This is a genomic window from Actinomycetota bacterium, assembly GCA_030684515.1.
Classification (GTDB): domain Bacteria; phylum Actinomycetota; class Actinomycetes; order S36-B12; family S36-B12; genus UBA11398.
On record JAUXVJ010000009.1, the window covers coordinates 182,209 to 196,676 of the forward strand.

Below are 14,468 nucleotides of genomic sequence, written 5' to 3' on the forward strand. Positions count from 1 at the left end.
ATTAGGCGACTAGCGGAGGGTCATGCGCGCCATGGCGCAGGCCGTGGCAAAGGGTCTCATGGCGCTGGATTGGCCCGTCATCTGATCGAAGGAGCCGACCTCTTGCCAGCCCGCTGCCTCGTCATGCCGGAAGAAGGCCTCCTGGACCAGATCGAAGCGGGAATCCGAAGTCACCGCATTCCAATCCGCCGGTCCGTACTCGAATTGGTAGGTGAACAGGCCAAGCGAATCCTGATGCAAGATCGCGCCGCCGCGACCGGCAGGCACCGACAGCAGCAGCGAACCTCCGGGCTCCAGCAGTCGAGCGACGGCGTCCAGAAAGTTGCGATCGGTCTGCGGGTCACGTGTTGCCTGTGCATCTTCGGCGCGCTCGGCTCGTACATATGCCGTGTCAGTTGTCTCCGGTGGGGTGGCAATGTCGAAACCGATGTGCTCCAGCGTGGACACGCAGGTGATGGTGTCGTACGTGCCTTCGATTGGCTGCGCATCAAGGATGCTCTCCACGCGAACTGGTGTGGTGAGCACCTGATCGACCAGCTCGGCCGGATAGCGGCTGCGCACTCGCTGGGGATCCACGATGTCGATGCCCGTCAGCGCTGTTCCGCGGTCTTGGGTCGCCAGCAGCACACCCATCCACTCTGGTGGGGCCATCGCGTAGCCCACATCCAGCAGCCGCTGGGCATCTGTCAGATGCCCAGCAACCCAGGGAACCTCCACGCAGCGCTCTGACCACGTGGCTGTGTGCGGTCCCACGATCGGGTTGGCCGAGCCCTTGATCAGGCATTCGAGTGCCTGGTGGAGCACCGCTTGCGCTTCTGTTTCCGTGTCCGCAGCTGTCATGACGGATCCCGATCTGGAGAGTGAATTGGCAGCGGAGCATATCGCCGGAACGAGGGGGATGGCGCCCTAACGTTGGTCGGGCAATGGCAAGGATTCTTGGGCGTGCATGGCGATATCGGCGCTTTGGTCTGTGAGACTGCGTCGGTGCAGATTCAGGATCCCACGTGAGCTGGATCCGCCGGCAGTGGTTCGAACTCACCGCAGGTCTGTTCTGCTTTGCCTGGGCCCTGCTTGGCTGGCTCACGGTCATCCCGAACCAGGACATCCTCGCTGACGGAATTCAAGCCCAATCAGTGCTGGCCGACCCAAGAGTCGTGCTCGCCTTCCCAGGCCAGAAGCACGGCGGGCCCCTGGAGTATCCGGCGACTTTGCTGGCCGAATGGCTCTCGCCCGGCAACTACTTCGCCAATGCCGCAATTCGCCCAGTACTGGCATTCATCACAGGCTTTCTCGTTGCCAGGCTCTTTCTGGCCTTGTTCCCCAAAGCTGCTCGCTGGGCCTTCCTGACTGCAGTGGCCGTGGGCCCCACCATCCTGCATGGCCTACTTGGCGCAGATGGGAACACCGTCGGCGTGTGGTGGCTGCAGCCGAACTGGGACATGGCTTGGCTCCTGGTCACAGCTGGGGCGCTGGTGCTGGCATCCGTGCTCCAAGCACCCGGGAGCCAGGCCGCGAAGAGTCGCTGGTTTGGATGGCCGCTGCTCGCCGGGCTCCTGCTCGGGCTGGGCTTCTACGCCCACCCGGCGATCATCCTGCTGCTGGTGCCGATCGTTGCTCTGGTCCTGCTGCGCGCTCGCTGGTCACTTTCGACCTTGCTGCTGACTGCTGTCGGCGGAGTGGTCGGGGTATTGCCGGCCGCGATCAGCTATGTCGTCAATGCCGGGATCAATACCTGGGATCCATCGCATGGGGCCTTCATCTCCACGAGCTACTACCGATCGATGGGTGCTTCGATCCTGGGGCTCGATGGCATCCCGGACTACATGACCGCTCTGCTGCCATACGGCCTTGGGCTTCCCCCTTCGACTGATGCAGACGTTGGGCACTGGCAGTCAGTGCTCATGTGGGTGCTGGTGCTGGCAATCGTGATCACGACGATTGCCGGACTTGTGCGGGCAGTGCGGTCGCGGACAAGACCGAGCATCGCAGTTGCAGTTGCGATGGCCTGGACGGTGGCCATCATCACGATGTTCGGCTTCATCACCTTCATCGATCCGGTGTGGATCTACAGTTCGGGTCTTGGCATCCTGCTGTGGCTGTCAGTGGGCGCACTGCCGGCAATGTTCGGCAAGAGGTGGATCGGAAACGCCTTGGCCGCTGCTGCGATTGCAGTGATGGCCTTTTCGACCATCACGCACAACCTGAGCTTCTACTCGAACATCCCTGAGCGCTTCCAGGCGAAGGTCGATGCGATGACTGCCCAGCAGCAACTGGCAGATGCGATGGTGGAGGCGGGCGTTGGCTATGTCTTTGGCTCCTATTACGACGTCATCCCCGTGGGATACGCGTCTGGGATGCGCTTGCGCACGATCACCAACCGCTACAACCGATTCCCACTGACATCGGCCGAGCTCGCAGGTCCCGATCTGATCGTGGCGACCAAGACCGACGGCACAGATCCATGGGCGATTGAATCCCTTGCGCATGTGAAGGCTGAATGCAAGCGACTGCCAGCCAAAACCATTGGTGCATATCAACTGTTCTCATGCCCACCTCAGGCACTGGTGTTCAACAAGTGAGCACTACCAGTGAGCCAGTTGCAGGACACGCACCGGTGATTAAGCGCAAGCTTCGCGCGAGTTTCAGTGCCGTCACTCTTGGCTGGCTGTGTCTGGCGCCGGTGTTCCTGGTGATCATTGCCCAGGCAGTCGGGCTCGGCTATTCGATGACCCTTGGCAGCACAGTGCCATTGTCAGACAGCAATATCTGGGCCTCATGTGCGAGTGCATTGGCCGCGGGCGATGAGTCATACAACCTGGCCTGGTGTCTGCGACGGCCACTGACCATCGTTGCGCAGTCCCCGCTGTTCCTGCTTGCACCGAGGAGTATGGCTGCTGTCGTGCTTGTCCAGTTGCTCGTGGTGTGTCTTGCGCTGTGGTGGTTTCTCGTCGCCCTGGCTCGCGCCATGCCGGTCGGGCGCATTGGTCTGCTCATCGTCTATGCGCTGAGCCTGTGGCCGGTGCTTTCGTATGGGACGTACGTAGGCCCTGAAGTGCAGACCCTTTGGCTCTCCTTCATCTCCGCCGCAGCGATCGTGACCTATCTGCGTACGCGCGCGATCGGCTGGGGAATCCTGAGTGGCTGCGCGGCGATCCTGGCCTTTCAGATCAGGCCGGGCAATGCCGTGCTCACTGCCGCGCTCGCCATCGGAGTGATCCTGCTGACGTGGCGTCGCGACCGACGAGTGCTCGCCGCCCTTGCTATCGCCGTTGTGTTCCTTGGCATGTGGCTGCTGCCGCCGCGCCTGCTGGCTTTGACTGGCGGCTGGGCGCAAGCCGGGCATGCGGCCAACTTCTGGTCCGCGGCCTACTCCGCGGCCACGCCTGAGGATGACAGCTGGGAGGTTGCCTACGAGCTCTTTGCGCCCGAAGTTGACTGTCCCGTGCCAGCGCAGTGGACGGCGGATCCCTGTCTTGCGCTGGAGTCCGAGGAGTTCGGCCAGCTGATGCGCGATCAGGCCGTTGAGTTGATGAAGGCCAATCCCAAGGCTGCGGTGCGCCAACTGCTGGTGAATTCCCGCGTCCTTGCAAGCGACGGCTATCTCAATCAGATGTGGGCCACCCCAATTGCGCCCGCGTGGCAGATCTGGAACGCCGACTCACGGGCCGCCCTGTTCAACGGTTCGACCGGACTCCTAGCCGCCGGCGCCACCTTGGTCTGGGCCGCTTCCTGGGTGCTGCTCGCGATGCTGTGCATCGGACTCTTTCGCATGAGGCGCCTGCGCGCGCCTCCAGGCGTGGGTCTCACTGATGGCGGCAACGAGAACGAGGAGTCACGGACCGTCGCCTTTGTGCTCGGGCTCGGCCTGGTCACCATCCTCGGCGCTGCCGCAACGTTCGCGCTGGTCGGTCACACCGAACCGCAGCGCCATCTGGTTCAGAACGTGCCGTTCATCCTTGCGGCAATCGCCGCCCTTGCCTGCGTGCCATGGCGCCGAGAGGCGACACAAATGCCGGTCTCGGCTCCTTGGCGCCGGGCACCAAAGTGGGCAGTGATCGCGATTGCCTGTGTGGTGGCTGCGTTGGTGATCGGAGCCGGCGTTGAAGGTCGATTGCCGTCTCCAAGCATCCAGGTGGCGCGTTCGTGCGATGTCCCGGTGCTTCAGGGCTATGACGTGGTCGGCACGGCTTCCGTCGGCTCCGAACTCGCAGTCGGCAGTCCAGACGACTGGCGCAAGATCGGCAGCCCGCAGATCTCGCTGCTGTTCAGTGGACAGTCCTATTACGTGCAGCAGAACCTCAATCGCCTTCCGCCGGGCATCGTGCTTGATCTTCGCTCCCAGGCCACCGGTGAAGTCATCCCAGTTTTCGTCGCTGACGAGGTGCTGAGTGTCCATCCGCTTGGGAGCGACAAGGGCTGGTGCACACGCACGCCATCGCAGTACGACGTGATGCTGGTGCACGATCTCGTGCCCCTGAGTTAGCTCAGCGCTTGCGGCGATGCACTTCGATAAGCGCGAACATCGCACCGCGCTCGCGCAGCAACTTGCGCTCAACAGCGCGGAACGTCCGGTAGGTGATGCCTGGGAGCAGTGCACGCATTGAGACACCGCCGGATGCCAAGTAGGAGACAGGCATCATCGGCTCGATGGACACGATCTGAAGATCTGGATAGCGCTGCTCGAAACGCGCCCGGTCACGCGCAAATACAATCCAAGGCAGCGCGTCATTTGCCGAACTCAAAGGTCCGCCAGGTGGCAGCCGCCACTCCGTTGCGTTGGGCTCGAATGGCTCGTGATGCAGATGCTTGTAGACGAAATCTGACCATCGAGTGCGCCAGGGCTCGATCATCACGATTCGCCCGTCATCACGCAGTGTGCGCTTGGCCTCGGCGAAGAAGGCATCGAGATCAGGGATGTGATGCATGACGTTGGTCATAATGATTGCGTCGAGCGACTCATCCGCGAAGTCCAGTGCTGTTGCATCGACTACGCGATCGATGCCTTCCAGTGGAAAGACCTCACTGGTGGTGAGCTGCGGCAAGAACTCACGTAGGAAGCCAGCACCTGAGCCGATTTCGAGCAGTGACTGCGAATTGGACGGGATTCGCGAGCAGATGCGCTCGTACCACTCGGTGTAGAGCAGCCGCAGGAAGCGCTTGTCGCGGATGATCTCGCGACGCAGCAGGGTATTGCGCGGATCGTCGATGTCGATCCCGCGAGTGAGCGGATGCTCGAGCAGTCTCATGCAGAGCCGTTGAGGGGCTTGGTGATGTTCCAGACGGAGTAGACGCTGGCGTCGGCAAATGGCAGGCCAAAGGGAAAGTATCGACGCTTAATGCGATAGCCCTGGAACTGAAAGAGCATCTCGCGTCGCAGGCCCCAGTAGTGATTGTGATGCTCGCGGGCATTGACGACCTCGTAGTCATCGAAGCCGAGTTTGCGTGCCCGTGGCGTCACGAACATCGCGCGGTTCACCCGATTGAGCAGGCCAGGGTCAGAAGGCAGGAACACAGTGAAGGTGCCGCCGGGCTTCAGCCATCGCTTGATGTTGTCCATCGCCGCTGATGGGTCATTGAGATGGTGCAGCACGCACATCGAGACCACGCGATCGAATTCTTGACCTTCCAGTATCGGTGAACAGACATCGCCGACGAGCCACTCGATGCGCGAGTCGCCCTGCCACGGCACATCTGCTGGCTCGGGGAAGAGATCTGCCATCACGTAGCGCGCAAAACTGGGATCGACGAAGCTCAGGTGCTCTCCGGTGCCTGCGCCGATCTCAAGTATCTGCATACCTGGGCGACCTGGATGCCCGGACTCAACTGCGCGATGAGTCTTGCGGTAGGACCAGCCCACGAAGCCCTCGGTGTTGAAGACCTGCTTGTAGTAGTCACGGTAGAAGCGCCCGACGAGGTCGTTCTCGGACTCCACGACTAGCCCACGAACTTCAGTTTGGAGGCCGCGAAGGCCGACATGCGAAGCAGCACAGCACCGTGGCTGAAGCGGGAGATGTTCGTTTCGCCATAGCGACGCTCCTTGTAGTGCACAGGAATATCGCGGATCCGCAGACCAAGGTAGGAAGCACCGAAGAGCAGATCAAAGTCACCGAAGGGGTCGAAGTCGCCGAAGACTTCGCGATTGGCAGCAATGCGCTCGTAATCCTGGCGCCGCAGCACCTTTGTGCCGCACAGGGTGTCGCGCACCGGCTGGCTCAACAGATAGCTGAACAGATAGCCGAAGAACTTGTTGCCGAGCAGGTTCAGGAAGCGCATGGCCTTGGCGTCCATTGGGTAGACCAACCGCGATCCATTGGCGAATTCGCACGTGTCCTCACGCAGTGCCTCCACGAAGCGAGGGAGCTCTTCGGGCGGAACTGAGATGTCGGCATCCAGAATCATCAGGATGTCGCCGGTGGCCGCGTCGAAGCCGGCTCGCACCGCATCGCCCTTGCCCTTACCAGTCTGCTGCAGTGCAATCACGGTCATGCGGGGGTCACCGGAGTATTCAGCGACTGCCTGCTGGATGACCTCCCACGTGTCATCCGTGGAGTTGCCTTCGACAAAGATCAGTTCTTGCCGGTCAGCCATGATCGGTACTCGATCAATCAACTCGTGAATGTGGCCGGACTCATTGCGGGCGGCCACGATGACACTGACGGAATTGAGTTCGTCCTTCTTCTCCTGTAAAGGTCGAGCAACAGTGACGCGGGTGAGCGAGAACCAGCGCAGCACCGGCAGCGGGGCCAACCAGCGATTGAACACCGTTGCAACCAAAGGGATATGGACGGGGAACAGGATGCCGTCCAGGCGCTTGATGACCTCAAAGCCCTCGATCGCGAGCATGTTCTCTACTTCGACCCAGGGAATGTAGTTCTCACCCTCGGCCTTGGTCTTCAAGTGGGCGATCTCGGCCAACTTGATGATGGGGCGCCACAGCCGGTTGTATGACACGATCACCACGCGTGACTGTCGTCCACACCAATCGTGCACAGTGGCCAGGATCGGCTGAATGTCATAGACCTCGTCAAGGAGCATGCTCATCAGTACGTAGTCAGGTGAGTCGATAGGCGATGACTCGAGCTCCTCAATCGGGATCTCCAGGAACGACAATTCAGGGCTGGCTGCTCGTGCGGATTCAAGGGCGATTGAGTCCAGATCGACGCCGACGCCGACCTTGGGCTTCACAGCTCGCAGGGTCGATCCGTCTGCGCAGCCCAGGTCAACGACGCGTGAGCCGGTGACCACCTGAGAGGCGACCAGCCGGTCGACCAGCTTGTGGAAGAAGCGACTGCGACTGCGTCGGGTGGCTACTGCGGAGCCATTGGCACCGGCCCAACTCATGCGGCGAGACAGGTGCTCAGAGCCTTGAGTGGTCACAGGGCCGCTCGGGTCTGGGAGTTGGGAACGAAGCATGAACGCACGGCGACACCCTACTTGTTACAGGGTCAAGATGGCTGCCGCTGCGCTGGTGTTGGCAGGCTGGTGTGAAGGTCTCGAACGGTAGTGTTGATGCCATGCCACGTGCCCCAAAGCAACGCACCTACGGGTGTCAGATCTTTGGGATCGACAAGTGATCAGTACTGGTGAATCTGCCCCTCAGATCTTCGAATGCACGCTGCGGGATGGCTCCTACGCGGTCGATTTCGCCTTCACTGCCGAGTACACCGCCACTGTGGTCAAAGCTCTGGCTGAGCTGGGCTTCCCCTACATCGAGGTCGGGCACGGCGTGGGCATCGGTGCCCATACCCGGGGCATCGAAGCGGCCGCAAGTGACCTTGAATACGCCCGCGCAGCTGCCTCGAATGCGGGCGAGCAACTATGGGGGATGTTTGCCATTCCGGGCATGGCCGACGTCCACGAGGTCGAGGCGGTTCTCGCCGAGGGCGCCGGATTCATGCGGGTTGGCCTGGATCCCGATCGTTTTGACGAGGGCCTGCGATTCATAGAGAAGGTCAACTGGGGCGACACGAAGGTCTTCGTGAACTTCATGAAGTCGCATGCGCTCAGCCCAGATGAGATGGGTGCCCGCGTTCGGCTGCTCGAGGCTGCGGGTGTCGATGGTGCCTATCTGGTGGACAGCAGTGGCGGCATGCTGCCAATTGAGATCCGTGATCGCGCGGATGCCATGAGGTCGGCCTCTGATTTCCTGCTGGGCTTTCACGGCCATGACAATCTCGGCTTGGCGACCGCCCATGCGCTCAGCGTCGCTGACTGTGGCTTCGACATCATCGATGCAACCCTGCAGGGCTTGGGACGCAGCGCGGGCAATACCAGCAGTGAGCGCTTCATCGGCCTCATGACGCGCCTGGGCTGGCAGCACGACTACGACCTGATCTCGGTGCTCAAAGCGGGGCAGGAACTGGTGCGTCCGCAGATTCCGCAGGCTGGCTATTCCGGACTGGACACCTTGTCGGGCGTCTACTTCTTCCACACCAGTTTCCTGCCGCAATTGGTTGAAGTCGGCGAGCGCTATGGCGTTGATCCGCACTTGCTCATGCAAGGGCATTACGAAATGCGCCAGACCACTCCTGAGGTGTCACTTGATCAAGCAGCGGTGGCACTGGGTGGGCAGGAACGCGAACTCGGTGAGCTGTACTCTGCTGAGCGTTACTTCGGCGTGCCGGAGACCGGCAGTCCCTAGGGCAGCAGGCCTGCATCGATGCGCGCAAGCCAAGCCCGCAGGTTCTCGCCCGCAAAGCCTTCAGCAGCAGTGGGTTCCAGTTGGCTGGCAACATCATCGAGTGCTGTTCGGACCTGCGCATAGGTCCACTCGGGTCCGTCTGAGCCGAGGCTGATCGCGCTTGGGGTCTGGCCGGCGATCTCGATGAGCCTTGCTCGCATCTCATCGGGGTATTTGGTCAACGACATGCTGAAGTCCAGCAGGATCCGTGGGTTGTCGACTGCAAGAGCAGCAAAGGGTGCGGGGTCCAGCATGCCTGAGTGCATCGTGATGAAGTGGCCTTCAGGATGCGCGGCAATGGCTGCTGCCATTTGTCCGCGCGCTTCATCGGGATCGATCTCGGACTTGTACTCCGGATAGGTGCACAGTGCGACGGCAAGTCCGCGTGCAACGCATTCACCAATGAGCATCGGCAGCGCAGCGAGGGTGTGCTCGTAGCCCAGCAGTCGTGGGTGGATCTTCACGATGCGGTAGCCGCGCTCCTGGATCTCATCGAGATCCGCGTCCAGCGCTGGGCCAAAGTGGTGGGTGGTCAAGGCTGCCACCGGGATGAGCGAGCGGTGCGGGGCACAGAGATCCATGAAGACGCGGTGGTCGTAGCCACCCACTTCAGGAAGACCAATGGCAAGAGCACCTTGCCAGTTGTGGGCCTCCAGATCGGCAGCCAACTCAGCATGTGTGACGCCAGTGCGGCCCTGAGTCCATTGGCCATCACACGTGGGGTGCGCACAGGAGTCCAGCAGCATCACTCACGCTCCCAAGGTGTAGCCAAGTCGCCGCATCGCTTCGTCCTCAGCTGCTCGTACCTCAGCTTCAGTATCGCCGACGACAATGATCGCTCCCGCACGCTGCGCACCTGATCGGGGAGCGTGTCCGGGCGCGAAGAACTGCTCGGATCGCACGAGTGAGAGCCAGCCGGGAATGTCGGTGGCCGGTTCTGTGATGTCTGCGGGTGGGGTGTGCGGCAGGAAGCGAAGACTGGCTGCCCGGTCGTGGAAGTCGCGTGGATCGGGAAGGTCGGGCAGTTGAAGCCAGTACCGCAGAAGCGCCTCGGCCGGTTCGAAGCCGGTGAGGAAAGGAACGATCAATCCGCTGATACCTCCGCCGCCACCGCGCAGCGCGATCTCCACGAGGGTGACTCCGTGATCGCCGGCGATGAGTTCGGCATGCACGATGCCGGTGTCGATGCGGAGCGCTGCGACGATGCGATGCATCGCATGCAGCAGTGAATCCTCGACATCGGCAAACATCGAAGGCAGGAAATCGCAACGCTCATCAAGACAGGGGTTGGCGTCATAGTGGGTTTTGGCAGAGATGGCCAAGGGAGTGAGCACGCCACTGCGTACGAAGCCATCAACGGAGTACTCCGTTCCAGAAACGGCCTGTTCGATGAGTACGCCCTTGCCATCTGACTCGGCAAACGCTTCGTCCACAAGGGGCAGGTCTGCTGTCGTGTTGACGAAACTGACACCGCGACTTCCCTGTGACTGCAGGGGTTTGACGATGACAGGCGCATTCTGCTCGGCGATGAACTCGCGTGCCGCTTCAATATCGCTCTCGTGCCTGAACCATGGGACGAGATCTGGCACGGTGTCGGTGAGGCGCTGGCGCATCACCAACTTGTTGGAGCAGGCTTCCACCACGTCGAGGTCCTGACCGGGAAGTCCGAGTGCAACGGCGAGGGCGGCGGCCGCTCGTGCTGCGTAGTCGGATTGATCTGTGAGCACTGCGTCCACCGCTTGGCCCACGAGCTCTTGCACGATTTCCTCGGTCTGCATCACATCGAGTGCGATCCACTGATCTGCCAGTGCAATGCCGGGCACGCCTGCACGCGGATCCACGAGCACTACGTCTGCATCAATCCGGCGGCAGGCGGCAATACATGCGAGTTGGCCTTCGGCGCCACCGAGCACGAGCACGCGAGGACGTGCGGTCACTGCTCGCGCCGGTTGCCGGTGTCCTGCCCGATGACGCCGACTGGCCGCTGACTCGTGGTTTTGATCAGTGAGCCCAGGTAGAAGCCCAGGATGCCGGTACTGAGCATGATCGTTCCGGACATGAACAGCACCGCCACCATGATTCCAGCGAAGCCGGCCTGCTCAATGACTCCGGCGAATCGAAGGACGACAATCGCCAGGCCAAGCAGTGCAGAGCCCGCGCACACGATGAGTCCGAAGTAGGCCGCGATCTTCAAGGGAATGGTCGAGAAGGAGACGAGGGCGCTGGTGGCCAGTGCGTATCTCCGGCGCAGTGAGTAGCCAGTCTTGCCGTGAGTGCGCTCATGACGCACCACCGGCACCGTCGTCATCGGAAATCCGAACCAGGCGATCATGCCGCCAAAGAATTCGGTGCGATCCGGCAGCGCGAGAAAGTGATCGACTACGCGTCGCGACATCACGCGATAGGTGCCGGTACCAGGTGGCAGGCCGACTCCGGTCAGTCGATTGAAGACTCGGTAGAACAGCTTTGACGACCATCGAGCACTGCGCAAGCCAACTGCATCGGTCCATTGCGCAAGCACAACGTCGGCGCCGGCGTGGGCAGCGTCAAGCATGCGAGGAAAGTGCACGGGATCGTCTTGTAGGTCAGCATCCATCGTGAACACCCAGTTGGCCGTGCTTGCTTCCAAGCCGACCGCGAGCGCTGCCTGTTGTCCGAAGTTCCGCGTCAGGCGAAGGCCGCGCAATCCGGGAAAACGAGGCAGCAATGACTCCACGACTGCCCACGTGTCATCTCCACTGCCGTCATCAACGACGACGATCTCGTAGGTCAGTTGCTGCTCCTGAAGCACTGCATCGATGCGATCAACAAGGGTGCCGATCGTGGCCGCTGACCAATACAGCGGAATGACCACGCCGATCTCTGGCACCGAAGCGGCGCCTGGGTTCTGGTTCACGGTGCTCATCTAGACGGCCTCAGGCTGCGCTGTCAAGGTGGCCGGACTCTTGGTCGCGACGACGAGGAAGCCAGTTGAGATGTTCTCCCCGCCGGGCATGCGGCGCAACAGCACGTCCAGGAACTTCAATGGCGAGAGCAGAGTCATGAAGATCAGTGCCAGCCAGCGCTGCAATGGAGCAATGCCAAGGCTGAAGGGAATCGAGAGCCATTCGCCCAGTACCCAGACCAGACCACTGGTCGGGCCGAAGCTCTCAGTGCGCTGAATGGTCAGATCGCTCAGGGCTTGTTCAAGCCCTGGCCTTGTGAATCTCTGGAAGTCGTAGGGCGCGGCATGGAAGCCCTGGATGAACGGCACGAACACATAGGCCTGCCCACCTGGCTTCAGCACCCGGACCAGCTCGGCGATGGCCGCATGCGGATCAGGCACGTGCTCCAGCACCGCAATGCTGAAGACGAGATCCACGCTGTCATCGGCGAAGGGCAGTCCGTCCGCTGATGTCACCACGTCGACATTCGGGTAGGGCATGAGGTCGACATTGACCACGCCCTCCATCAGCCTGGTGTTGCCAGAGCCCACGTCGATCGCGAGCATCGAAGGCGTCATCTGCTTGCGAAGGCGACGTCGTTCAGAAATGAAGTGCGGGAAGACCGGGCTGAAGATGTCGATCAGCACGCCGTAGAGCTTGTCGTGCACCTTGAGGCGGGACTTGAGCGAATCGGTCGCGTCGCCCGTGACAACGACGTTCTCGCCGCCGAACCACCACTTGGATCCGACCAGTTCCCAGTTGCGATCGCAAATGCTGCAGCGCCGGTGATCCGTGCCACCGCCATCGAGCAGCGTGCGGCAATCAGGGCAGGTCAGTGGCAGGTCCAGGAGCGTGCCCGGGGAGGTGGATGCTGCATCAGCCATCGCAGTCCTGCCTCGCCTGTTCAGGTGTTTCAACTGGTCGCCACAGCACGAAGTCCCCTGCAGCCACGCAAGCATAGGAGGAGGGGAAGGATCGCTCGGTCACGGCAGAGATCTTCTCCATCGTGAATGCCACTGCGCTTTGCGCCCCAGGATCGAGCACCGAATTGCGAGTCGTCAGCAACCATGAGTCATGGAACGGGAAGTCGCGATACGGCTCACTCAGATGAAAGTCGGTGATGTCATGCGCCGCGGAGTAGCCAAAGATCGTCAACTGCAGGAAGTCGGGAACCTTGGCGCCAAGTGCGTAGCCGACTGATGGGTTCCAGGTGTAGGAAACATCGACTAGCGGAGTGCCTTCCCGCCAGCCTGCGGCCAGGCCCTGTTCGCGCAGTCCGTTGATGGTGTCGGCAAGTCTGGGATCCAGCTGCAACTGTGAACCATGCGTCCCGATGAGCGTGGGCACCTGCTGGTCAGCAAGTGGTGCTGAGCGATAGGGATAGCGCCAGCCGCTGGCGATCGCCGCGCCTGCGAGCAGCAGCGTCCCAAGCAGCACGGCCGTCACCAGCACGAGTCGGTCCCGCCCAATGCGAGGAGCCGCAAGGCAGAAGGCGGCCGCCAGCAGGATGAAGCCGCTGGCTACAGCAGCCTGCGGATAGATGCCATTGCCCGAGCCGAAGGAGAACACGAAGGTCAGCAAGACAAGGAAGGTGATCACAGCCCACCGCATCCGCCGATCAACGCGGTATTCAGTGACTTCTCCCAGCCGAGCCGACATCATCAGGGCTGCGATAAGCACGACGATGCTCGCCGTGGTCAGCGGCGCATGAGCCAGACCGATGGCCTGGCCAGTTGGACTCAGCACTGGGATTGGGATGCCTGCAATAGCAAGCGCAGCGAGTGTTGCAAGAGCAAAGCCCAACAGGCGAACAGGCAGCAACCTGCGCCGGGCGAAAGCTGGGACGGCCAACAGCGCCAAAGCGAGCATCAGCAGCAGCGCAGGTCGTTCGGCAATGTCACCGAAGCCAGCAAGCACATCCTTTGGCAGCATGAGGCTGGCCCGTACTGCGTAACTGCTGGTCTGCAATGGATCGGGTGCGGGCATCTGCAGTGCGAGCTTGAACACGTGCAGGAAGTCAGTTGGCCAAACGCGCAGCACCACGGCAAGCACCAACCACACCGGCATGAGCACCACGTTCCACACTGCCCAGCGCGCAGCTGCGCGCCAGCCGATCACCAAGAGCAGCAGCAATGTGCTGAGTGCGAGCATCAGCGGCAGTGTCGTGGGCTTTGCCGGGAAGGTCGCAAAAAGCGCAAGGGAGGAGACCGCGGCAAGCAGGAACGGCACCAGGCGACCGGTTCGCGCATCGAGTTCGCGACCAACGAGAGCCAGAGTCGTCGCGGACGCGATGGCAATCCCCACGATGTTCAACCAGTTGTAACTGGGCGTGCGCAGCATCGACGAGTAGTAGACAAGCGAGCCGATGCTGCCTACTGCGGCCGTAATAGCCGCGAACCACAATGAGGTATCACGCCAGGATTTCAAGGTGCCGCGGACAATCGTGCGCGCGGCAACCCAGCCCAGCCACCCAGTACACACGACAAGGACCACCGCGCCGAAGGTGCGGAAGGCAGCGATGTCGTTGCCGAGCAGCCAGAACAGCGGCTTGGTATGCCAGCCGAAGGGGAAGCCCCATGCGGCCTGCAGGTTCGGAGGGTCCGCAGCGAGCAGGTAGAGGCCCTCGTCGCTGAGGTCCAGGCCGCGAGAGCTGCCCAGAATGCGCCCCAGAACCAACCAGAGTGCGATCACACCGATGAGCGCAGCACTGGCGATCACCGTCCGGCGGACCCATATGGGCCGGCTGTTGCGCGCCGGCGGGGGCGGTCCGGGCACAGAGGTCACTGCCGAATCATGCCAAGTGCAGTCGATGACGTCCCTTACGGCGCGCGAACCGCGTCATCGCACTCCTGCGGCTAGGCTGC

Annotated in this window: 12 protein-coding genes; 3 read left to right on the plus strand and 9 right to left on the minus strand. The window is 61.7% G+C overall.

The features are described from left to right. Nucleotides 1–9: 9 nt before the first annotated feature. Entirely contained in the window at nt 10–840 is an 831-nt protein-coding gene (locus Q8M73_02630) for a methyltransferase domain-containing protein (protein ID MDP2287446.1), read from the minus strand. 164 nt (nt 841–1,004) lie between these two features. Between Q8M73_02630 and Q8M73_02635 the strand changes: the two genes are divergently transcribed. Continuing rightward, nucleotides 1,005–2,579 carry a hypothetical protein gene (locus tag Q8M73_02635; protein MDP2287447.1) on the plus strand — a complete coding sequence of 525 codons (1,575 nt, stop codon included), beginning with the start codon at nt 1,005–1,007 and terminating at the stop codon, nt 2,577–2,579. Then, nucleotides 2,576–4,483: a hypothetical protein gene (locus tag Q8M73_02640; GenBank protein ID MDP2287448.1), complete on the plus strand. Its 1,908-nt coding sequence runs from the start codon at nt 2,576–2,578 to the stop codon at nt 4,481–4,483. The genes Q8M73_02635 and Q8M73_02640 overlap by 4 nt, the downstream gene beginning before the upstream one ends. Before the next feature lies 1 nt (nt 4,484). Here the strand turns inward: Q8M73_02640 and Q8M73_02645 are convergent, their stop codons facing one another. Genes Q8M73_02645 through Q8M73_02655 form a run of 3 tightly spaced genes read right to left on the minus strand, consistent with a single transcriptional unit; the run spans nt 4,485 to nt 7,341 of the window. Further along, on the minus strand, nt 4,485–5,246 hold the full coding sequence (locus Q8M73_02645; GenBank protein MDP2287449.1) for a class I SAM-dependent methyltransferase: 762 nt from the start codon (nt 5,244–5,246) through the stop codon (nt 4,485–4,487). Further along, nucleotides 5,243–5,932: a class I SAM-dependent methyltransferase gene (locus Q8M73_02650; GenBank protein ID MDP2287450.1), complete on the minus strand. Its 690-nt coding sequence runs from the start codon at nt 5,930–5,932 to the stop codon at nt 5,243–5,245. The genes Q8M73_02645 and Q8M73_02650 overlap by 4 nt, the downstream gene beginning before the upstream one ends. A 2-nt stretch (nt 5,933–5,934) precedes the next feature. Continuing rightward, entirely contained in the window at nt 5,935–7,341 is a 1,407-nt protein-coding gene (locus Q8M73_02655; GenBank protein ID MDP2287451.1) for a glycosyltransferase, read from the minus strand. A gap of 229 nt (nt 7,342–7,570) precedes the next feature. Here Q8M73_02655 and Q8M73_02660 point away from each other — a divergent pair, with 229 nt between their 5' ends. After that, on the plus strand, nt 7,571–8,641 hold the full coding sequence (locus tag Q8M73_02660) for a 4-hydroxy-2-oxovalerate aldolase (protein ID MDP2287452.1): 1,071 nt from the start codon (nt 7,571–7,573) through the stop codon (nt 8,639–8,641). On the opposite strand, the gene Q8M73_02665 is transcribed toward Q8M73_02660, so the two are convergent. From Q8M73_02665 to Q8M73_02685, 5 genes are read right to left on the minus strand one after another with little or no spacing between them, the layout of a single operon-like run. Next, nucleotides 8,638–9,426, minus strand: a complete 789-nt coding sequence (locus Q8M73_02665) for an amidohydrolase family protein (GenBank protein ID MDP2287453.1) — start codon at nt 9,424–9,426, stop codon at nt 8,638–8,640. The genes Q8M73_02660 and Q8M73_02665 overlap by 4 nt on opposite strands. A gap of 3 nt (nt 9,427–9,429) precedes the next feature. Further along, nucleotides 9,430–10,617: an ATP-grasp domain-containing protein gene (locus tag Q8M73_02670; GenBank protein ID MDP2287454.1), complete on the minus strand. Its 1,188-nt coding sequence runs from the start codon at nt 10,615–10,617 to the stop codon at nt 9,430–9,432. Further along, the gene (locus Q8M73_02675; GenBank protein MDP2287455.1) at nt 10,614–11,585 is read right to left on the minus strand and encodes a glycosyltransferase family 2 protein; all 972 of its coding nucleotides are present in this window, start codon (nt 11,583–11,585) and stop codon (nt 10,614–10,616) included. Before Q8M73_02675 ends, Q8M73_02670 begins: the two co-directional genes overlap by 4 nt. Next, nucleotides 11,586–12,488 carry a class I SAM-dependent methyltransferase gene (locus tag Q8M73_02680; protein ID MDP2287456.1) on the minus strand — a complete coding sequence of 301 codons (903 nt, stop codon included), beginning with the start codon at nt 12,486–12,488 and terminating at the stop codon, nt 11,586–11,588. Then, entirely contained in the window at nt 12,481–14,388 is a 1,908-nt protein-coding gene (locus Q8M73_02685) for a hypothetical protein (protein ID MDP2287457.1), read from the minus strand. Before Q8M73_02685 ends, Q8M73_02680 begins: the two co-directional genes overlap by 8 nt. Nucleotides 14,389–14,468: the final 80 nt, after the last annotated feature.